Below are 18355 nucleotides of genomic sequence, written 5' to 3' on the forward strand. Positions count from 1 at the left end.
ATCGGGAGGTCCCTGTGCGGATCGGTGAACTGTCCCGGCGGACCGGCGTGGGCGTGCACCTGCTGCGCTACTACGAGGAACAGGACCTGCTGCATCCCGAGCGCCGCCCCAGCGGCTACCGGGAGTACGTCGACGAGGACGTCGCCGTCGTCCGCCGTATCCGGAGCCTCCTCGCCGCAGGTCTGAACACCTCGACGATCCGTACGGTCCTGCCGTGTCTGCGGGACGACGGCGAATGGCTCGTCCCGACCTGCTCGGATCTGGTCGCCGACCTCCACCGCGAGCGCGACCGCATCGCGCGAGCCATCGGCGACCTGCAGGCCTCCATGGCGGCGCTCGACGGAGTCATCGGCGCCGCCCCGGCCGACGTCACCCGACGGGCGCTCTCCACGCTCAACGCCTGAACGGAACGCCGACCGGGAGACCATCGCGTCAGCACCGATACTCGCCGGGTCGGCACCGATACTCGCCGTGTCAGCACCGAGAGGCAGCACTTCATGTACGCCAAGCAGTACGAGATCACTCTGCCCGCCGACTACGACATGGAGATCATCCGGAAGCGGGTGGCCGTGGGCGGCCCGACCATGGACGACCGTGCCGGACTCGGCCTGAAGGCCTTCGTGATCCGTGAGCGCGGGGTGAACGGTTCGCCGGTCAACGAGTACGCGCCCTTCTACCTGTGGAACGACGCGGGCGCGATGGCCCAGTTCCTCGTCGGTGGGGGCGGGTTCCAGAACATCGTCCGTGACTTCGGGCGCCCCGCGGCGCTCCACTGGACCGGTATCGCCTGCCACGCGGGGCCCGCCCGCGAGGCGCCCGTCCGGGCGGCCTCGCGCCGCCTCACCCCGATCCCCGCAGACCCCGATCTCCGGGCCGACGGCCTCGGCCTGGCCGCGCTGGTCGAGCGGGAGGCCGAGGAACTGCGCGCGCTCGCCCGCCGCGAAGGCGTGCACACCGCCGCCCTCGCCTTCGACCCGCACTCCTGGCAGCTGGTGCGGTTCGTACTGTGGGCGGACGCCGTGGCGCCGGCCGAGGAGGCCACCGAGCACTATGAGGTACTCCACCTCTCCGCTCCCGGCCTGGCCGACCTGCCGGAGGGGCGCACCTGGTAGTCGGCGGGAGGGCCGGCGACGGCGACATGCCGGACGGGGTACGGATCACGGGGCGGGCGGCCTCGCGCGCGTAGTGTCTCGGGCCACCCGAACCCGGTGCGCGGCCACCCGTGCCGCGTACCCCACCCGCTCCGCGAGGCCATCGATGCGCAAGCTCATCCTCTCCATCTCCATGTCCCTCGACGGGTTCTTCGAAGGGCCGGACCACGACATCGACTGGCACTTCGTGGACGAGGAGTTGCACCAGCACTTCAACGACGAGCTGGGGAGGATGGGCGCGTTCATCCACGGGCGGGTGACGTACGAGCTGATGGCCGAGTTCTGGCCCACGGCGGACGCCGACCCGGCGAACGCGGGGACGGTGGCCGAATTCGCCGTGATCTGGCGGGACATGCCGAAGTACGTCTACTCCCGGACCCTCACCGAGGCCGGCTGGGGCTCCACGATCGTGCGCGAGGTCGACCCCGACGCGATCCGCGCGCTGAAGGCGGAGCCGGGCGGTGACCTGGTGGTCGGCGGGCCGATGCTGGCCGACGCGTTCCGGCGGCACGGGCTCATCGACGAGTACCGGATCTACGTCCACCCGGTCCTGATCGGGCGGGGCACTCCGCTCTTCCGCGACACCGACACCCGTACGGACCTGAGCCTCGTGGAGACCCGGCGCTTCGGCAGCGGCGTGGTGCTGCTGCGGTACGAGGCGGGGGACGGGAGCGGGAACGGAGGCTGAGCTGACACCATCCGGTCATGGCAGACGACAGCACCCGTGGGTTCAGCGCGGGCCAGACGGGCCTCATCGTCCGGATCCCGGAGGCGGAACCCGCCGTCGGCACTTGGCGTGGACGGCTCGATCCCTCGGCCCGGGCCGGGGTACCTGCCCACATCACCGTGCTCTTCCCGTTCCTCGACGAGAGCCGGACGGATGCGTCCGTCCACGCCGCACTCGCGGACGTGCTCGGCAGCCACCCGGCCTTCGACCTGCGGTTCGAGAGGTGCGGACGGCTTCCGGGCGTGCTCTGTCTCGTCCCCGAGCCCGACACGCCGTTGATACGGCTCACGGAGGCGATCGCCGACCGCTGGCCCGAAGCCCCGCCGTACGGGGGCCGGTTCACCGAGATCGTGCCGCACCTGACCGTCGCCCAGGGCCAGGAAGAAGCCGTTTTCGAGGAGATCGAGGCAGACCTCTCCGACAGGCTCCCGTTCACCGCCCACGTCTCGTCGGTCGAACTCATCGTGCACGACGGCACGACGTGGCAGGGACGGGCGTCGTTCGCACTCGGAGAGCGAGAGCGGCACGCCGGTCAATCCCCCGTCAGTGGGCGCGGGTTCGCGTAGTGGCCCCTTGACCCTCACGCGACGTCAGGCCGCATGGTCGGTGCCGTGGAGGATCACTGGACCGTGGGACGCGTGGCCGCGCTGGCCGAGGTGAGCGTCCGTACGCTGCATCACTACGACGAGGTCGGGCTCGTACGTCCGTCGGGGCGGACCCCCGCCGGATACCGGGCCTACTCGGCGGGGGACGTGGAGCGGCTCAGGGAGGTACTGGCCTACCGGCGGCTGGGCTTCGGCCTGCGGGAGGTCGCGGAGTTGGTCGGCGACGCGTCCACCGACGCGGTCGCGCACCTGCGCCGACTGCGCGGCCTGCTGCTGGACCGGCGTGACCGCGCCGACGCCATGGTGGCGGCCATCGACAGGGAACTCGTCACGCGGGCGAAGGGGCTGATGGTGACACCGGAGGAGCAACTGGGTTTGCTCGGGGCGCGGTTGTACGACGCGATCGGCGGCGCCTACCCGGCGACACGGCGTACCGAGCCGCGGTTCGCCGCGCAGATCCGGGACGCGCTCGGGGAGGCGCGCACGGTACTGAACGTCGGTGCCGGTACCGGCTCCTACGAGCCCGCCGATCGCGAGGTCACCGCGGTGGAGCCGTCGGCGGTCATGCGGGGGCAGCGGCCCGCCGGTTCGGCACCGTGCGTGGCCGCCAGCGCGGAGAACCTGCCGTTCGGGGACCACTCCTTCGACGTCGCGATGGCCGTCTCCACCGTCCACCACTGGGGTGACCCGATCGCGGGGCTGCGCGAGATGCGGCGCGTGGCCCGCCGCGTGGTGGTCCTCACCTTCGACACCGACGAGCCCGGCTGGCAGGACCGCTTCTGGCTCACCCGCGATTACCTCCCCGAGTTCGCCGACGTCCTCGCGGAGTTCCCCTCGCTCGCCGAGATGGCCGACGCGATCGGCGCCCGCGTCGAGCCGGTGCCCGTCCCGTGGGACTGCGCCGACGGCCTGTTCGAGGCGTACTGGCGCCGACCGGACGCGTACCTGGAGGAACACGTGCGCCGGGCGATGTCGGTATGGACGAGGGTCGGGCCGGAGGCCGAGCAGCGGGCGGTACGCAGCCTCGGCGCCGACCTCCGCTCCGGGCGGTGGGCCGAGCGCAACGGGGGACTCGCCGGACTCGACGCGGTGGATCTCGGGCTGCGGCTGCTTGTCGCTTGAGTGGGCTTCGGTCCGGACCAGTGCCACCCGGTCGGTTCGTACCGGTGGGGGCGGTGTGCGTGGCCGCGTGCCGACGTTGCGGGATGCGGACTCGGCGGGCTTCGTGATGGGCCGGTCGGCCTCTGCCCTAAGCGGTGGCCGCGTAGGCGGCGAAGGCGCTCCACGTGCTGGTGGTGACGGTGAGGACCGGGCCCTCGGGGTCCTTGGAGTCGCGGATGTGGATGGCGTTGGGGTGGGCCGAGACCTCGATGCACTGGCCGCCCTCGTCACCGCTGTAGCTGGACTTGAACCAGTCGAGGGCGACCTCGAGGCATTGACCGCCCTCACTGCCGCTGTGGCTGGACTTGAACCAGTGCAGTTCGGTGTTCATTGCTCTCCCAGCAAGTGTTCCAACAGACGCAGGGTCTGCTCAGGGCTGAGCGCCTGAGCTCGCAGCATCGCATACTTCTGGGTCAGGATACTGACGTCGGTGGGGTCGGAAACGAGCTGACTGCCGCGCTGAGTTTCGGAGTACGCGACATGCTGGTGGTCCGGGGTCTCCAGCAAGGTGAAGGGGCCATTGAGGCCCGCGTGGGATGTGCTGCTGAGGGAGAGTACTTGCAGGCAGATGCCCGGGGATTGTGCGCACGTCAGCAGGTGGCGTAGCTGCTTGGCGTGCTCTTCGGTCGGCCCCAGTCTGAGCATGAGGACTGGCTCCCAGACCACCATGCTGATCGTGGGCGGGACGGGACGCCACAGGATCTCCTGTCTCTTCAGTCGGATCGCCGTCTGCGTGGAGATCTCGTCCGCGCTGAACACCGGAACCCGGTTCTTGAAGACTGCCTCCGCATAACTTTCCGTCTGGAGCAGCCCTGGAAGAACCTGATTGTCGAACCAGGAGAGGGCCAGCGCTTCGCGCTCCAGCTCGATGTACTGCGCCGCCCAGGCCGGAATCAGGTCCACCTCCGGCAGGTTGTTCACCGCCGTCGTCAAGGCGCCCTTGGTGGACAGAAGTTCGTCCATTTGCTCGGCCAAGTCCGGCAGGAGAGCGCGCCTGCCCTGTTCGATCGAGGCGATCGTTTCGACCTGTACGCCTGCCTCGGCCGCCAACTGGGCCTGGGTGAGGCCGGCCGCAACGCGGAACAGGGCCACCAGTTTGCCGACGAGCTTCATGGCTGATGCGTTCTTGCGCTGCGGCTTCTTGGAATGCATGGCCTGCCTATCCCCATCCAGCTCCGTACGTCACGCGCGGGCGACCCGTACAAAAGATCTGTACGGGTGCGCGCACTGCATCAGCATAGTCACTGAGGGTGACTCTTGGCAGGTGAATGAAACAAAAGGGACCACCCCCCACCTCGCACGTCCTGTCCTCCCCGTGCGCCCCAAGCCGGCGGTTACTGCCCGTGAGCTTTTCTTCTGGCGGCGCCGGAATTCGGTAGCCGCCGTACGCGAGTTCGTGCGGCGCGCCGCCCAGGAATGGGGGCTCGGCGACCGCGTTGACGATGTTGTGCTGTGCGCGAGCGAGTTGGCGGCCAACGCGGTGCTGCACGGGGTGCCGGTCGGGCGGGGGTATCTCGTACGGATCGAGCGCCTGAGCGCGGAGGCCGGGCTGCGGATCGAGTTCCACGACAGCGGTGACGGCCGGGAATCGGTTCCGGTGTCCGGCCGGGGATGCCCGGCCGAGGCCGACCCGGGTGCGGAGTCCGGGCGTGGGCTGATCATCGTCAACGCGCTCGCCGACCGCTGGGGGGCGGCGGTGCGGAGGCCCGGGAAGATCGTCTGGTGCGAGTTCTCGGAGGGTGCGCCTCTTCGGTGACGGCTTGCCCCCCTGTACGCGGCCGGATACGGCCCGGCGGGTGCCGGCTCGCGCCCGGCACCCGCCGTTTCGGGGTCGCGCATGGAAAAGGGGGTCAGGTGCGGAGGCGCGCGTCAGGACCGGTCAGAACGAGGTGGCGGTCTCGAAGTCGGACTGCCAGTAAGTGACCTGCGCCGAGCTGTCGATCCAGACCGCCTTGCCGAGGGGGACGGTCACCTGGCCGTCGTTGAAGCCGCCGAGGTTGTCCTGGAAGGAGACCCGCAGCGCCTTCACGTTGAAGCCGCCTTCACCGCTGCCGTCGGCGGCCGAGGTGCGGACGGAGGCGTAGGCGGACTGGCCGGGCTCCAGGACGATGACCGCCTGCGGCACGCTGTTCTCGTCGTAGGCCATGACCGCCTGGGCGCCCTCGTAGCCGATGCCCGGGTAGCCGACCGCGTTGCAGGCCGTCGATCCGGTGTTGGTCACCGTCAGCAGGACGTGGTTGATCGGGCGGCTCAGGATGCTGCCCTTCACCTTGCTGTTCGTGCCGTCGCAGCTCGGGTAGCTGGGTGCGTCGTCGTCCGAGGAGCTGCCGGACGATCCCGTGGAGGAGCTGCCGGAGCCCGAGGTGCCCGAACCGGAGGACTTGCCCGATCCGGAAGTGGAACCCGAGGACTTCGAACCCGAGGAGCCCGAGGAGCCCGAGGAGCCGGCAGAGGCCGAGGAGTTCGCCTGGGTGGCGGTCGTGCCGTCCGTCGTGGCGGCACCGGTGGCGGCCGGGTCCGGCAGCGGGGCGCCGTTGTCGGCGACGGCCGGGGTCGAGGCGATGGCCCGGTCGATGGTGGCCCGGTCCTCCTCGCTGCACGCCGTCAGGGAGAGCGCGCCGATCAGGGCGGCGACGCCGAAGACGGAGGTACGGGTGATGCGGCGGGTGCGGAGCTGACGCATGGTGAGTTTCCTTTTTCCGTGAATGGCTTGGGCGGAACGGGGCGCGCCGCTTGGGCGTCCCGAGGGTGAACCGGTGTGCTGGACAATGACGTGGTCGTCAGTGCCACAGGAGTGGGAGAGCCGCCGCGGAGACGGTGATCAGTACCCGTGTGGCCACGGCTCCGATGAGGCCTGCTCGGCCGGATTCGGGCATGACGACTCCGTGTGTGAGGTGGGTGGGTGTCTGCCGTTCGCGGTCGGCGACCCGGCATGGCCACATGTTGTCCGGCTCCTCGTCCCAGCGGCAATGGATCACGGCCGACCTGGGACGCCGGAACGCTGGAACGGCCTCTGACCTGCGGATATATGAGGTGCCTGGAACGCTCTTCCGGGACGGGAACGAGGGGGGAACTGTCGGGTGGGCACGGAAATCCAGGACTTCGCCGCAGCGCTGGCCGCGCTGAAGGAGCGGTCCGGCATGAGTTACGGGGCGCTGGCCAAGCGGCTCCACATGAGTACGTCCACGGTGCACCGCTACTGCAACGGCGACGCGGTTCCGCACGAGTTCGCACCGGTCGAGCGACTGGCCAGGCTGTGCCGGGCGGCACCGGACGAGATGGTCGAGCTGCACCGGCAGTGGATTCTGGCGGACCAGGCGAAGAAGCAGGGCGGCGCGCGGAAGGAACAGGCGGCGCCGCCCGTACCCGCCGCACCCGCCGCTCCCACCACCCCCTCCTGGGCCCGGCCGGACGACGCGGAAGCGGAATCCGTGGCGGGCGAGGAAGCGGAACCGGTCGCGGAGCCGGCCCCGACCCCGACCTCGGCCGTGGCTCCGATTCCGACCCCGGCCCCGACTCCGACTCCGACTCCGGCCCCGGCCCCGACTCCGGCCCCGGCCCCGGCCATGGCCTCGATTCCGGCCCCGGCCGCACCTGACGCCGATGAGCCGCTGGTGACGGGACGCCAGGGAGAGCCGGGTGGGCCCGGCGGATCCACCGGCCCCGGTGGTCCCGGTCGTCCGTGGTCCCGGCGTACGCGCGTCCTGCTGGCCGCCGCCGTCGTGATCGCCCTCAGCGTGCCGTCCGTGCTCATCGCCCGTAACGTCGCGGGCGGCTCCGGCGACGGCCGGAACGCCGACGCGGTCGGGGCCACCGCCACCGCCGTACGGAACGCCTCGCCGAGCCCGTCCCGCAAGCCGTCCGCCAAGCCCTCGGCGAGCGCCTCGGCGTCCGCGTCGGCGTCGCCGTCCGCGTCCGCCACCGCGGCCGGGCCGACCGCCACAGCGGGCCCGGCGAAGAAGGGGGCGGGGGCGGTGCCGTCGGACGGGGTTCCGCTGCGCGCCACCATCACCTCGTACAACTGGGATTCGCCCTGCGGGCAGTACACCCTGCTGGACGACGATCCGAACGACGTACCGCCGCCACCGTCCCCGCAGAGCAGCCGGGGCTGGGCGAAGTCGCTGGGCGGTGTGGACGGCGGCTCGCAGCTGCTGGAACTGACGCTCCAGGGCTCCTCGTCCGAGGCGGTCGTCGTCAGCGGCCTCCACGTGCGGGTCGTGACGCGGAAGGCGCCGCTCGCCTGGAACGCCTTCTCGATGGCCGACGGATGCGGCAGCGCCATCATCCCGCAGAGCTTCGACATCGACCTGGACGACGACCAGCCGCGCACCAAGCCGGTCGCAGGGCAGCAGGGGGACGCCGTCGTCCCCGCGCAGGACTTCCCGTTCCGTACGAGCTCCACCGACGTCCAGGTCCTCGACCTCGACGCCCATGTGGAGGGGCACGACGTGTCCTGGTACCTGGAGCTCGACTGGGCCAGCGGGGACCGGAGCGGCACTCTGCGCGTGGACGACCACGGCGAGCCGTTCCGTACGAGCAGCATCAAGGCCCGGCCCGAGTACATCTACTGGCAGGACCGGGCGCAGTGGATGGACAAGGACTACGCGGACCCGTCCATGGCGGACGAGGGGGAATGACACCCCCGGGCGGGGTGCTGGTCCCGCCGGCCCGGCTCGCTCCGCCGTGGGGTGACGCAGGTCACGTTCGCCCGATGTCACGAACGGAAGAGCTGCTTGCGTCTGGTGGTCGTCCGCACGGCGGGAACGACGACACGACGGAGACGCAAGAGCCATGAACGCGACAGCAGCGCAGCAGCACGAAGTCCTGGTCCTCGGCGCGGGGTACGCGGGGCTTTCCGCCGCGATCCAGCTCGCGGCACGCGACAGGAAGCGCGGGAACCTGCGGGTGACGCTCGTCAACCCCTACGACACCTTCACCGAGCGGCTGCGGTTGCACATGACCGCCACCGGTCAGGAGACGGCCAGGATGAGCATCCCGGAACTGCTGGACGGTACCGGCGCCGGGTTCGTCCGCGGGTGGGTCACCACCGTGGACGCCGCGGCGAAGACCGTGAGGATCGACGACGACCGGGTCCTGCACTACGACACCCTCGTCTACGGGCTGGGCAGCGTCGCGGACGCCGGTGCCGTCCCCGGGGTGGAGGACCACGCCTACACGCTCGACGGCCCGGAGAACGCGGCCCTTCTCGCCGACCGGCTGGCCCGGCTCGGCGGCGGGACCGTCGTGGTCGCCGGCAGCGGCCTGACCGGAGTCGAAGCCGCCGCGGAGATCGCCGAGCGCCACCCGGAGCTCCAGGTGGTGCTGCTGGGCCGACGGGAGCCGGGAGCGGGCATGCACCCCAGGGCCAAGGCACATGTGGATGCCGCGCTCGCCCGGCTCGGGGTGCGGGTGCGCGGTGGCGTCGACGTGGTCGAGGTGCTGCCGGACGGCGTCGAGCTCGCGGACGGCACCGTCGTACCGGCGGACGCGGTGCTGTGGACCAGCGGTACCCGCGTCTCGCCGCTGGCGGCCGTCGCCGGGCTGGCCGTCGACGAGCGTGGCCGGGTGGTCACCGACCGGGCGCTGCGCTCGGTCTCCCACCCGGACGTCTGGGCGGTGGGCGACGCGGCCGCGATCGGTCAGGGGTACGGCGTGATGCACGGGACCTGCCAGGGTGGCATGCCCACGGGGGTGCACGCGGCCCTGTCGATCCTGCGGACGCTGGCCGGCAAGGAGCCGAAGCCCTTCCGTTTCGGTTATTACCACACGCCCGTCAGCCTGGGCCGGGATGATGCCGTCGTGCAGTTCACCCACCCCGACGACAGCCCGCGCCGGATCGTGCTGACCGGCAAGCGGGCGGCGAAGTACAAGGAGACGGTCTCCGCCGCACCGTGGGCGACCTTCGCCCGCATGAAGAAGATGCCCGCCTCGGGCGCGTTCTGGCCGCACGGCGGCCGCCACACCCGGATCAGGAGCGCCAAGTGACCCAGCCGCAGCCCGCCCAGCCACAGCACACCGGGCCTCGGCAGGCCCCGTCTCGGCAGGCCCTGTCTCCGTCGGTGGGCCCCGACCAGATCGCGTTCCAGGAGTACCGGACGCTGCTGTTCTCCGTCGCCTACCGGATCCTCGGTTCGGCCGCCGACGCGGAGGACGCGGTCCAGGACGCCTGGCTCAAGTGGTCGGCGTCGGACCGTTCCCAGGTGGCCGACCCCAAGGCGTACCTCACCCGGATCATCTCCCACCTGGCGATGGACCGGCTCCGTTCCACCCGCCATCAGCGCGAGACCTACGTCGGGCCGTGGCTGCCCGAGCCGATCCTCACCGCCCCCGACACCGCCGAGGGCGTCGCCGCCGCGGACTCGGTCTCCACGGCCCTCCTCGTGGTCCTGGAGACGCTGAGCCCCCTGGAACGTGCGGTGTTCGTGCTGAAGGAGGCTTTCGCCTTCAGCTACGCGGAGATCGCCCAGGCTGTGGAACGTACGGAACCGGCGGTACGTCAGGCCGCGCACCGCGCCCGCGAACACGTACAGGCCCGCAGGCCCCGCTTCACCGCGGACCCGGCCCGCCGCCGCGACGTCACCGAGCGCTTCTTCGCGGCGGCGACGGGCGGCGACATCAACACCCTGATGGAACTGCTCTCGCCGGACGTGACGCTCTGGACGGACGGCGGCGGCAAGGTCCGTCAGGCCCTCAAGCCGGTCAACGGCAGGGAGATCGTCGCCCGTTGGTTCGCCGCGCTCGGCACCGTGTCCTACCAGGGCGTCGAACCCGGACAGATGCGGGCGGAGCTCACCCCGGTCAACGGCGGTCCGGGCGTGGTCTTCCGCGGCCCGGACCGCGTGATCGCCACGCTGACCTTCGATTTCGATCCGGAGGGCCGTATCTCGACCATCCACAACGTGGCCAACCCGGACAAGCTGCACGCCGTCGCGGAGGGTGTCCGACACGAAACCTCTTGATGTGCACGGCTGTTGCACTCTCCCTGAGCCCGTACGGGCGACGGCCGCAACCGGCCCGTTAACCTGCCCGGCATGACCGACTCGTACGCAGCATCCGAGGACGCCGGGATCGCCGCAGCCGGGGCGGAGGCCGGTGCGCGGGTCGTGCGCGCCCTGTACGGCCGCCGCCTCGCCCGTGTCGACAAGGGCGGCGGGGACTTCGCGACCACCGCAGACCTGGAGGCGGAACGCGCGATCCTCGACGTGATCCGTACCGCCCGGCCCCACGACGCGGTGCTCGGTGAGGAGGGCGGGCAGCAGGGCGCGGCCGACGCCGTACGCCGGTGGCTGGTGGACCCCCTGTGCGGCACGCTCAACTACGCGGCCGGGACCCTGGTGGTGGCCGTCAACGTGGCGATGTCGGGCGGAAATTCGGGCGGTGCGGCTCCGTCCGGCTGGGTGGCGGCGGTGGCGGACCCGTTCGGCGAAGAGCTGTTCCACACCGACGGCCGGAGCGCCTGGGGGCGGCGCGACGGTGCCGACACCCCGCTGCAACCGTCTTCGGCCACCCGGCTGGTGGACGTCAACCTGGACCCGCCGTTCCCGAACGCGCCCGGATTCCGGGGGGTTGACCTGCTGGCTCACCCCGATTTCGCCCGGGAGTTCCGGCCCAGAGTGGTGTCCTCCACGCTGGCGGTGGCCTGGGTCGCGGCCGGCAGGCGCGCCGCGTACGTCACCGACGGCGGCGACCTGACCGGGAGCGTCCACTTCGCCGCCGGGATCGCCCTCTGCCGTGCCGCCGGCTGCGTGGTCACCGACCTCGACGGCGCCCCGCTCGGCCCGGGGGCCCGGGGGCTCGTGGTGGCCGCCGACGCGGAGACGCACGGGCGGCTGATCGCGATGATCAGGGGCTGAGCGGGTTCGGACGACGGATGCGGAGCGCGCACGGGCGGCAGTGCCCGGACATCATGCCCCCCCCCGGGAGTGGTGCACATGGCCCGCCTCGAGCCCGCAGGCGCGGGCCACGGACCTACTCGGTGGCCTCGCCCGCTTCCCGATGGGCGACGACCGCCTCGCCGTTCTCCCGCGCCCATGCGGTGAGCATTCTGATGGGCTCCTCCAGAGTCCGCCCGAGATCGGTCAGGCTGTACTCCACGCGCGGCGGAGCCTCGGCGTACGCGTGGCGTTCGACGAGTCCGTTCGCCTGGAGGCGGCGAAGCGTCTGGGTCAGTACCTTGCGCGAGATCCCACCGCTCAGTTCGACCAATTCGCCGTGGCGCAGAGGGCCGTCGGTCAGCGCGAAGAGCGTGACCATGGACCACTTGCTCGCGATGATCTCCATCGCAAGGAGAGCGGGGCAGTCGGCGAGGAAGATGTTTCCGGGGCGCAGGCTCACGTCTCGAAGGTTACCCGGAGGTTCCTGACGGCTGCCTATCGTCGGTGAGGTGCGCACGCCTCCTGTTCGCCTCCCGCATGATCGAGGTTTCCCGTGTTCATCTCCCTGGTCGTCACAACTGCGCTCATGTCGGCGGTACTTCTGATATCGGCCGGAGCCAAATCCCTGCGAACGCGCCACATCACCGAGCAGATGACCACTCTCGGAGTGCCGATGGGCCTGATGACGTTCCTGATCGCCGCCCAGGTGGCGGGCGCGGCCGGTGCGATCGCCGGACTTTGGTGGGCACCTCTCGGAATCGCCGCCGCCATCGGCCTGACGCTCTACTTCGCCGGGGCCGTCGCCTTCCACCTGCGGGTCGGCGACCACAAGGGGGCGCTTCCTGCGGCCGTCCTCACCGTGGCCTCCGTCGCCCTGATCCTGCTGCGCGCCGCGACCCTCTGACCCGCCGCGTCGGTCCTGCGGGCCTCCCCGAGCCGTTCGGGAATTCGGGAGTGACCCGCCCCATCCCGGGCATCCGGAACGACGGCCGACCGCCCGACGGCGGCCCGGCACCGTAACCCTGCCGCCCCCGCCGCTCCCGCCCTCCGGAAGGTGATCCATGACCAGCAGCACGCTCGACGCCGCGCCCTCCGGCAGCGGCGCGGCCGACCCCGTCGGCACGATCGACCCAGAGCTCTCCGCAGAGCGCGTCCAGCGCCTCAGACGGCGGCTGGAACGGCTCATCGGGATCGCCGCCACCGAGGGGAACGAGCTGGTACCGCTCCGCAACGGCGACGAGATATTCGGCGCGATGCTCGGGGCGATACGGGCGGCCGAGCACACCGTGGACATGATGACCTTCGTGTACTGGCGGGGGGAGATCGCCGAGAAGTTCGCCGAGGCGCTCTCCGAACGCGCGCGGGCCGGGGTGCGGGTGCGGCTGCTGCTCGACGGGTTCGGCAGCCGGCTCATCGAGAAGGACCAGCTGGCGATGATGAGCGACGCGGGCGTGCACGTCGCCTGGTTCCGCAAGCCGCTCTACCTCTCGCCGCTCAAGCAGAACCACCGCTGCCACCGCAAGGTGCTCATCGTGGACGAGCGCACCGCCTTCACCGGCGGGGTCGGGATAGCCGAGGAGTGGTGCGGCGACGCCCGCAACGAGCACGAGTGGCGCGACACCCACGTGCGGCTGCGCGGGCCCGCCGTCGACGGGCTGGCCGCCGCGTTCGCGCAGAACTGGGCCGAGTGCCACGAGGAGCTCTTCGACGCCGAGGACCGGTTCGTACCGGGCGCTCCCGAGGGCGACGCGATCGTGCAGGTGGTACGCGGCTCCGCCAGCTTCGGCTGGCAGGACATGCAGACCCTGATCCGTGTGGTCCTGGAGTCCGCCGAGGAGCGCGTCCGCCTCACCACCGCGTACTTCGCACCCGACGAGTTCTTCACCGAGCTGCTCTGCGCCACCGCCCGCCGGGGCGTCGAGGTGGAGATCCTGCTCCCCGGCCCGTACACCGACAAGCGGGTCTGCCAGCTCGCGGGGCAGCGGTTCTACGAGGACCTCACGGCGTGCGGGGTGAAGATCCACCAGTACCAGCCGACGATGATGCACACCAAGACCCTCACCGTGGACCGGGTCGCCGCCCTCATCGGCTCCACCAACTTCAACCGGCGCTCCCTCGACCACGACGAGGAGGTGATGCTCGCCGTGCTGGACCCGGAGTTCACCGCCGTGCTCGACGGCCACTTCGAGCAGGACCGCGCGGCGAGCGTGCTGATCGACGGCCGCCGCTGGCGCCGCCGCTCGCTGATGCAGAGGGCCCGCGAGGCCTCGGTGTACCCGATCCGCCGATTCCTCTGAGCCCGCCCCGAGGTGTGGCGTGGGCCGCGCGGGGCACATGAAAGGCCCCAGCCGCCGTACGGCCGGGTCCGACCGGGGCACTGCCCGCCCCGCCCCCGGGCCGTACGTCACCTGAAGGGAGAGGCCCATGAGCGCGTTCGCCGACACTTCACGGGAAACGACGACGGCGGCGGTGATCACCGAACCCGTGCCCGATCTCCAGCTCCAGCTGCTGATCCAGCTCCTCGACCGCGAACTCCGCTCCAGCCTGCCGCTGACCCTCACCCTCTCCGGCGGGGTCCTGCACGGGGACCTGATCGGCCACGAGGAGTGGAAGGCGGAGTGGGCGCGGAGCCTGCGCCAGGTGGAGGGCGAGGGGGCGAACCTCCTCGCGGAGTTCCCGGAATCCGTCGACCAGGGGCTGAGCGAGTTCGGCGCCGAGGAGGACCCCGGGCTGCCGCGCTGGATCCACCTGCGGGACGTCACCCTGAGCGTCGGCGGGGTCAGCCCGGTGCTGCTGCCGCTCTGGCGCGGGCGGCTCGCCGACGTGTCGGGGTGGGCGCTGGGGCGGCCGCAGTAGCCGCCAGGCCGTACGCGTACGGACGCGCGCAGGGAGTAGGCCCGACGGATCGGGAAGATCCGCCGGGCCTACTCCCTGCGTCAGGCGCGCACCGCCGTCAGAGGCGCTCGGGCGTCCGGATGCCCAGCAGCTCCATGCCCGTGTGCAGGGTGCGGGCGGTCAGCTCCACGAGGAAGAGCCGGTTCTCGACGACCTCGGGGGCGTTGTCGTCGCTGAGGACCTGGCACTGGTCGTAGAAGGTCGTCAGGTGCGAGGCGAGCTGGTAGAGGTACGCGGCCAGCTTGTGGGGCTCGTACCCCGCCGCGACCTCGTCCAGGGTCTCGCCGAACCGGTCCAGGTGCAGGCCGAGCGCGCGCTCCGCCGGGGCCAGCTCCAGCTCCGGGTGGGCGGCGGGCTTCGCGTCGCCGGCCTTGCGGAGGATCGAGCGGATACGGGCGTAGGCGTACTGGAGGTAGACCGAGGTGTCGCCGTTGAGCGAGACCATCTGGTCCAGGTCGAACTTGTAGTCGCGCACGGCGGACGTGGACAGGTCGGCGTACTTCACCGCGCCGATGCCGACGTACCGGCCGTTCTCGACGATCTCCTCCTCGGAGAGGCCCACCTTCTCGGCCTTCTCCCGCACCACGGCCGTCGCCCGGGAGACCGCCTCGTCGAGGAGGTCCTCCAGCCGGACGGTGACGCCCTCACGGGTCTTGAACGGCTTGCCGTCCTTGCCGAGGACCGTGCCGAAGGCCAGCTGGTGCGCCTTGACGTCCTCGCCGAGCCAGCCGGCCCGGCGGGCGGTCTCGAAGACCATCTTGAAGTGCAGCGACTGCCGGGCGTCCACCACGTACAGCAGGGTGTTCGCCTTGAGGTTCTGCACCCGGTCGCGGATCGCGGAGAGGTCGGTCGCCGCGTAGCCGTAACCGCCGTTGGTCTTCTTGACGATCAGCGGGACCTGGTTGCCGTCCGGGCCCTTCACGTCCTCGAAGAAGACGCAGAGCGCGCCCTCGGAGCGCACGGCGACGCCGGTCTCCTCCAGGATGCGGCAGGTCTCCTCCAGCATGTCGTTGTAGCCCGACTCGCCGACGATGTCCGGGTCGGAGATCTCCATGTCGAGCTTGTCGAAGACGGAGTAGAAGTAGACCTTCGACTCGTCCACGAACCGCTGCCACATGGCGAGCGTCTCCGGGTCACCGGCCTGGAGCGCGACCACCCGGTCCCGGGCGCGGGCCTTGAACTCCTCGTCGGAGTCGAAGAGCGCGCGGGACGCCTTGTAGAGCCGGTTCAGCGAGGACATCGCGGCCTCGCCCGCCGAGGCGGCGTCGGCGCTCTCGTGGCCCAGCTGGTCCGGGTGCTCGACGAGGTACTGGATGAGCATGCCGAACTGGGTGCCCCAGTCGCCGATGTGGTGGCGCCGCACCACGGACTCGCCGGTGAACTCCAGGATGCGCACCATCGCGTCGCCGATGACCGCCGACCGCAGGTGGCCGACGTGCATCTCCTTGGCGACGTTCGGCTGGGCGTAGTCGACGACCGTCGTCCCCGCGTCCGGCGCGGACGGCACGCCCAGGCGGCCCTCCGTGTCGGCGGCCCGCTCGGCGAGCGTCCGGAGGATCGCCCGGTCGGTGAGGGTGATGTTGAGGAAGCCGGGTCCGGAGACCTCGATCTCCTTGATCAGCTCGCCCGCCGGGATCGCGGCCGTGACCTGCGAGGCCAGCTCACGGGGGTTGCCCTTGAGCTTCTTGGCCAGCGCCAGGATGCCGTTGGCCTGGAAGTCGGCCCGGTCGCTTCGTCGCAGCAGCGGGTCGGCGGCGCCGGCGTCCGGCAGAGCTGCCGTCAGGGCGTCCGCCAGCTGCTGCTGGAGTGTGGAAGCGAGGGAAGGGACCGAGGCCATGTGCCGGCTGCCGTTTCCGTAGGGGGTAATGGGTTTCCCCAAGTATCCCACGGGCGGTGAGCGCGTTCGCAAAGCCATTTCGAGCGTGCTCACCAAGCCATTTTCGCGCTCCGCCCTGTACCTGGGAGAATGACAGGGCCCCCGAAAGATTCCTGTACGAGAGAAGGGCGTGCCGACCGTGGCCGAGAGTCAGACAAGCACCGAGACCGACTGGGTCTCCCGCTTCGCGGACGATGTCATCGCCGAATCGGAGCGTCGTGCGCCTGGCAAACCGGTCGTCGTCGCGTCCGGCCTGTCCCCGTCCGGCCCGATCCACCTCGGCAACCTCCGCGAGGTCATGACCCCGCACCTGGTCGCCGACGAGATCCGCCGCCGCGGGTACGAGGTCCGCCACCTGATCTCGTGGGACGACTACGACCGGTACCGCAAGGTCCCGAACGGCGTCCCCGGCATCGACGCGTCCTGGGCCGAGCACATCGGCAAGCCGCTGACCTCGGTGCCCGCCCCCGCCGGATCCGCGTACCCGAACTGGGCCGAGCACTTCAAGGCCGCCATGACCGAGGCGCTGGCCGAGCTGGGCGTCGAGTACGACCCGATCAGCCAGACCGAGCAGTACACCGCGGGCGTCTACCGCGAGCAGGTCCTGCACGCGATGAAGCACCGCGCGGACATCGACGCCGTCCTCGACCGCTACCGGACGAAGAAGGACCCGGCCGCCGCGGGCAAGGGCAAGCAGCAGCAGAAGAAGGTCGACGAGGCCGAGCTGGAGGCCGCCGAGGGCTCCGGCGCGGCGGACGAGGACGACGGCGGCGGCAGCTCCGCCGGGTACTTCCCGTACAAGCCGTACTGCGGCAACTGCGGCAAGGACTTCACCGTCGTCACCTCCTACGACGACGACACCACCGAGCTGAACTACACCTGCTCGGAGTGCGGCTTCGCCGAGACCGTGCGGCTCAACGAGTTCAACCGCGGCAAGCTGGTCTGGAAGGTCGACTGGCCGATGCGCTGGGCCTACGAGGGTGTGATCTTCGAGCCCAGCGGTGTGGACCACTCCTCGCCGGGCTCGTCGTTCGTCGTCGGCGGCCAGATCGTTCGCGAGGTCTTCGACGGCGTCCAGCCGATCGGCCCGATGTACGCCTTCGTCGGCATCTCCGGCATGGCGAAGATGTCCTCCTCCAAGGGTGGGGTGCCGACCCCGGCCGACGCCCTGAAGATCATGGAAGCTCCGCTGCTGCGCTGGCTGTACGCGCGCCGCAGGCCCAACCAGTCCTTCAAGATCGCCTTCGACCAGGAGATCAACCGGCTCTACGACGAGTGGGACTCCCTGGAGCGCAAGGTCGCCGAGGGCACCGCGCTCCCGGCGGACGTCGCCGCCCACGGCCGGGCCGTCCGCACGGCCGCCGGTGAGCTGCCGAGCACCCCGCGCCCGCTGCCGTACCGCACGCTGGCCTCCGTCGCCGACATCACCGCCGGCGCCGACGACCAGACGCTGCGCATCCTCGGCGAGCTCGACCCGGAGAACCCGCTCACCTCGCTCGACGCGGTGCGCCCCCGCCTGGACCGCGCCGAGAACTGGATCACCACCCAGGTCCCGGCCGAGGCCCGCACCGTCGTCCGCACCGAGCCGGACGCCGAACTCCTCGGCTCCCTCGACGAGCAGGGTCGCGAGTCGCTGCGCCTGCTGGTCGAGGGCCTGGACAGCCACTGGTCGCTGGACGGGCTCACCACGCTCGTCTACGGCGTGCCGAAGGTGCTCGCCGGTCTTGAGCCGGAGGCCAAGCCGACGCCCGAACTCAAGGTGGCCCAGCGGTCGTTCTTCGCGCTGCTCTACCGGCTGCTCGTCAGCCGGGACACCGGCCCGCGCCTGCCCACCCTGCTCCTCGCCGTCGGCGCGGACCGGGTGCGGGCGCTGCTCGGGGCGTAGGCGCACGGAGCGGGACGCGAAAAGAGGGGCCGCCGTCCGGAGAGATCCGGGCGGCGGCCCCTTTTTCTTACGGGTGCGCGTGTTTTTTACGGATTCGGGTGCGGGACCCCCGTTGGCACGGTGATCACCGCGGGCGTCTGCCACGGAGAGGGCGGAGCGCACGCGCGGTGCGACGTTCGCC

19 protein-coding genes are annotated in these 18355 nt (G+C 71.0%); 14 read left to right on the top strand and 5 right to left on the bottom strand.

What is annotated here, in order from left to right; genetic code table 11:
- Window positions 1–14: 14 nt before the first annotated feature.
- From ACFZAX_RS29145 to ACFZAX_RS29165, 5 genes are all read left to right on the top strand, one after another.
- A complete protein-coding gene (locus tag ACFZAX_RS29145; RefSeq protein WP_390965281.1) occupies window positions 15–404 on the top strand; it encodes a MerR family transcriptional regulator in 390 nt (129 codons plus the stop codon).
- A 93-nt stretch (window positions 405–497) separates the two neighbouring features.
- Entirely contained in the window at window positions 498–1112 is a 615-nt protein-coding gene (locus ACFZAX_RS29150; protein ID WP_390965282.1) for a DUF4865 family protein, read from the top strand.
- A 145-nt stretch (window positions 1113–1257) separates the two neighbouring features.
- Complete coding sequence (locus tag ACFZAX_RS29155; protein WP_390965283.1) at window positions 1258–1839, top strand: dihydrofolate reductase family protein; 582 nt, start codon at window positions 1258–1260, stop codon at window positions 1837–1839.
- A 17-nt stretch (window positions 1840–1856) separates the two neighbouring features.
- A complete protein-coding gene (locus ACFZAX_RS29160) occupies window positions 1857–2444 on the top strand; it encodes a 2'-5' RNA ligase family protein (protein ID WP_390965284.1) in 588 nt (195 codons plus the stop codon).
- Between the two features lie 63 nt (window positions 2445–2507).
- Entirely contained in the window at window positions 2508–3605 is a 1098-nt protein-coding gene (locus ACFZAX_RS29165; protein ID WP_390965387.1) for a methyltransferase domain-containing protein, read from the top strand.
- Between the two features lie 127 nt (window positions 3606–3732).
- Here the strand turns inward: ACFZAX_RS29165 and ACFZAX_RS29170 are convergent, their stop codons facing one another.
- Window positions 3733–3975 carry a DUF397 domain-containing protein gene (locus tag ACFZAX_RS29170; RefSeq protein WP_390965285.1) on the bottom strand — a complete coding sequence of 81 codons (243 nt, stop codon included), beginning with the start codon at window positions 3973–3975 and terminating at the stop codon, window positions 3733–3735.
- A complete protein-coding gene (locus tag ACFZAX_RS29175; RefSeq protein ID WP_390965388.1) occupies window positions 3972–4757 on the bottom strand; it encodes a Scr1 family TA system antitoxin-like transcriptional regulator in 786 nt (261 codons plus the stop codon). The genes ACFZAX_RS29170 and ACFZAX_RS29175 overlap by 4 nt, the downstream gene beginning before the upstream one ends.
- A gap of 202 nt (window positions 4758–4959) precedes the next feature.
- Here ACFZAX_RS29175 and ACFZAX_RS29180 point away from each other — a divergent pair, with 202 nt between their 5' ends.
- The gene (locus ACFZAX_RS29180) at window positions 4960–5400 is read left to right on the top strand and encodes an ATP-binding protein (RefSeq protein ID WP_390965286.1); all 441 of its coding nucleotides are present in this window, start codon (window positions 4960–4962) and stop codon (window positions 5398–5400) included.
- A 123-nt stretch (window positions 5401–5523) separates the two neighbouring features.
- Here ACFZAX_RS29180 and ACFZAX_RS29185 read toward each other — a convergent pair whose 3' ends face one another.
- A complete protein-coding gene (locus ACFZAX_RS29185) occupies window positions 5524–6327 on the bottom strand; it encodes a DUF4232 domain-containing protein (RefSeq protein WP_390965287.1) in 804 nt (267 codons plus the stop codon).
- 397 nt (window positions 6328–6724) lie between these two features.
- On the opposite strand from ACFZAX_RS29185, the gene ACFZAX_RS29190 reads away from it, so the two are divergent.
- From ACFZAX_RS29190 to ACFZAX_RS29205, 4 genes are all read left to right on the top strand, one after another.
- Window positions 6725–8281, top strand: coding sequence for a helix-turn-helix domain-containing protein (locus ACFZAX_RS29190; RefSeq protein WP_390965288.1), 1557 nt, complete (start codon window positions 6725–6727; stop codon window positions 8279–8281).
- Window positions 8282–8435: 154 nt separating this feature from the next.
- Window positions 8436–9629 carry an FAD-dependent oxidoreductase gene (locus tag ACFZAX_RS29195; RefSeq protein ID WP_390965289.1) on the top strand — a complete coding sequence of 398 codons (1194 nt, stop codon included), beginning with the start codon at window positions 8436–8438 and terminating at the stop codon, window positions 9627–9629.
- Window positions 9630–9691: 62 nt separating this feature from the next.
- Window positions 9692–10603, top strand: coding sequence for an RNA polymerase sigma-70 factor (locus tag ACFZAX_RS29200; protein WP_390965389.1), 912 nt, complete (start codon window positions 9692–9694; stop codon window positions 10601–10603).
- A 72-nt stretch (window positions 10604–10675) separates the two neighbouring features.
- A complete protein-coding gene (locus tag ACFZAX_RS29205; RefSeq protein ID WP_390965290.1) occupies window positions 10676–11497 on the top strand; it encodes an inositol monophosphatase family protein in 822 nt (273 codons plus the stop codon).
- Window positions 11498–11612: 115 nt separating this feature from the next.
- Here the strand turns inward: ACFZAX_RS29205 and ACFZAX_RS29210 are convergent, their stop codons facing one another.
- Window positions 11613–11924, bottom strand: coding sequence for a winged helix-turn-helix transcriptional regulator (locus tag ACFZAX_RS29210; protein WP_390965390.1), 312 nt, complete (start codon window positions 11922–11924; stop codon window positions 11613–11615).
- Between the two features lie 147 nt (window positions 11925–12071).
- Between ACFZAX_RS29210 and ACFZAX_RS29215 the strand changes: the two genes are divergently transcribed.
- From ACFZAX_RS29215 to ACFZAX_RS29225, 3 genes are all read left to right on the top strand, one after another.
- Complete coding sequence (locus tag ACFZAX_RS29215) at window positions 12072–12422, top strand: DoxX family protein (protein WP_390965291.1); 351 nt, start codon at window positions 12072–12074, stop codon at window positions 12420–12422.
- A gap of 157 nt (window positions 12423–12579) precedes the next feature.
- Entirely contained in the window at window positions 12580–13815 is a 1236-nt protein-coding gene (locus ACFZAX_RS29220) for a phospholipase D-like domain-containing protein (protein ID WP_390965292.1), read from the top strand.
- Between the two features lie 127 nt (window positions 13816–13942).
- A complete protein-coding gene (locus tag ACFZAX_RS29225; protein ID WP_390965293.1) occupies window positions 13943–14374 on the top strand; it encodes a hypothetical protein in 432 nt (143 codons plus the stop codon).
- A gap of 97 nt (window positions 14375–14471) precedes the next feature.
- On the opposite strand, the gene argS is transcribed toward ACFZAX_RS29225, so the two are convergent.
- A complete protein-coding gene (argS, locus tag ACFZAX_RS29230; protein ID WP_390965294.1) occupies window positions 14472–16250 on the bottom strand; it encodes an arginine--tRNA ligase in 1779 nt (592 codons plus the stop codon).
- Between the two features lie 169 nt (window positions 16251–16419).
- On the opposite strand from argS, the gene lysS reads away from it, so the two are divergent.
- Entirely contained in the window at window positions 16420–18174 is a 1755-nt protein-coding gene (gene lysS, locus ACFZAX_RS29235; protein ID WP_390965295.1) for a lysine--tRNA ligase, read from the top strand.
- Window positions 18175–18355 lie beyond the last annotated feature (181 nt).

It is taken from the genome of Streptomyces sp. NPDC008125 (assembly GCF_042957125.1).
GTDB lineage: Bacteria > Actinomycetota > Actinomycetes > Streptomycetales > Streptomycetaceae > Streptomyces.

What these genes read in the sequence shown, in the direction of transcription:
- ACFZAX_RS29205 (WP_390965290.1), top strand. Translation starts at nt 10,676, where the DNA reads ATGACCGACTCGTACGCAGCATCCGAGGACGCCGGGATCGCCGCAGCC.
- ACFZAX_RS29150 (WP_390965282.1), top strand. Translation starts at nt 498, where the DNA reads ATGTACGCCAAGCAGTACGAGATCACTCTGCCCGCCGACTACGACATG.
- ACFZAX_RS29225 (WP_390965293.1), top strand. Translation starts at nt 13,943, where the DNA reads ATGAGCGCGTTCGCCGACACTTCACGGGAAACGACGACGGCGGCGGTG.
- ACFZAX_RS29185 (WP_390965287.1), bottom strand. Translation starts at nt 6,327, where the DNA reads ATGCGTCAGCTCCGCACCCGCCGCATCACCCGTACCTCCGTCTTCGGC.
- ACFZAX_RS29170 (WP_390965285.1), bottom strand. Translation starts at nt 3,975, where the DNA reads ATGAACACCGAACTGCACTGGTTCAAGTCCAGCCACAGCGGCAGTGAG.
- ACFZAX_RS29175 (WP_390965388.1), bottom strand. Translation starts at nt 4,757, where the DNA reads ATGAAGCTCGTCGGCAAACTGGTGGCCCTGTTCCGCGTTGCGGCCGGC.
- ACFZAX_RS29195 (WP_390965289.1), top strand. Translation starts at nt 8,436, where the DNA reads ATGAACGCGACAGCAGCGCAGCAGCACGAAGTCCTGGTCCTCGGCGCG.
- ACFZAX_RS29210 (WP_390965390.1), bottom strand. Translation starts at nt 11,924, where the DNA reads ATGGAGATCATCGCGAGCAAGTGGTCCATGGTCACGCTCTTCGCGCTG.
- ACFZAX_RS29220 (WP_390965292.1), top strand. Translation starts at nt 12,580, where the DNA reads ATGACCAGCAGCACGCTCGACGCCGCGCCCTCCGGCAGCGGCGCGGCC.
- ACFZAX_RS29160 (WP_390965284.1), top strand. Translation starts at nt 1,857, where the DNA reads ATGGCAGACGACAGCACCCGTGGGTTCAGCGCGGGCCAGACGGGCCTC.
- argS (WP_390965294.1), bottom strand. Translation starts at nt 16,250, where the DNA reads ATGGCCTCGGTCCCTTCCCTCGCTTCCACACTCCAGCAGCAGCTGGCG.
- ACFZAX_RS29155 (WP_390965283.1), top strand. Translation starts at nt 1,258, where the DNA reads ATGCGCAAGCTCATCCTCTCCATCTCCATGTCCCTCGACGGGTTCTTC.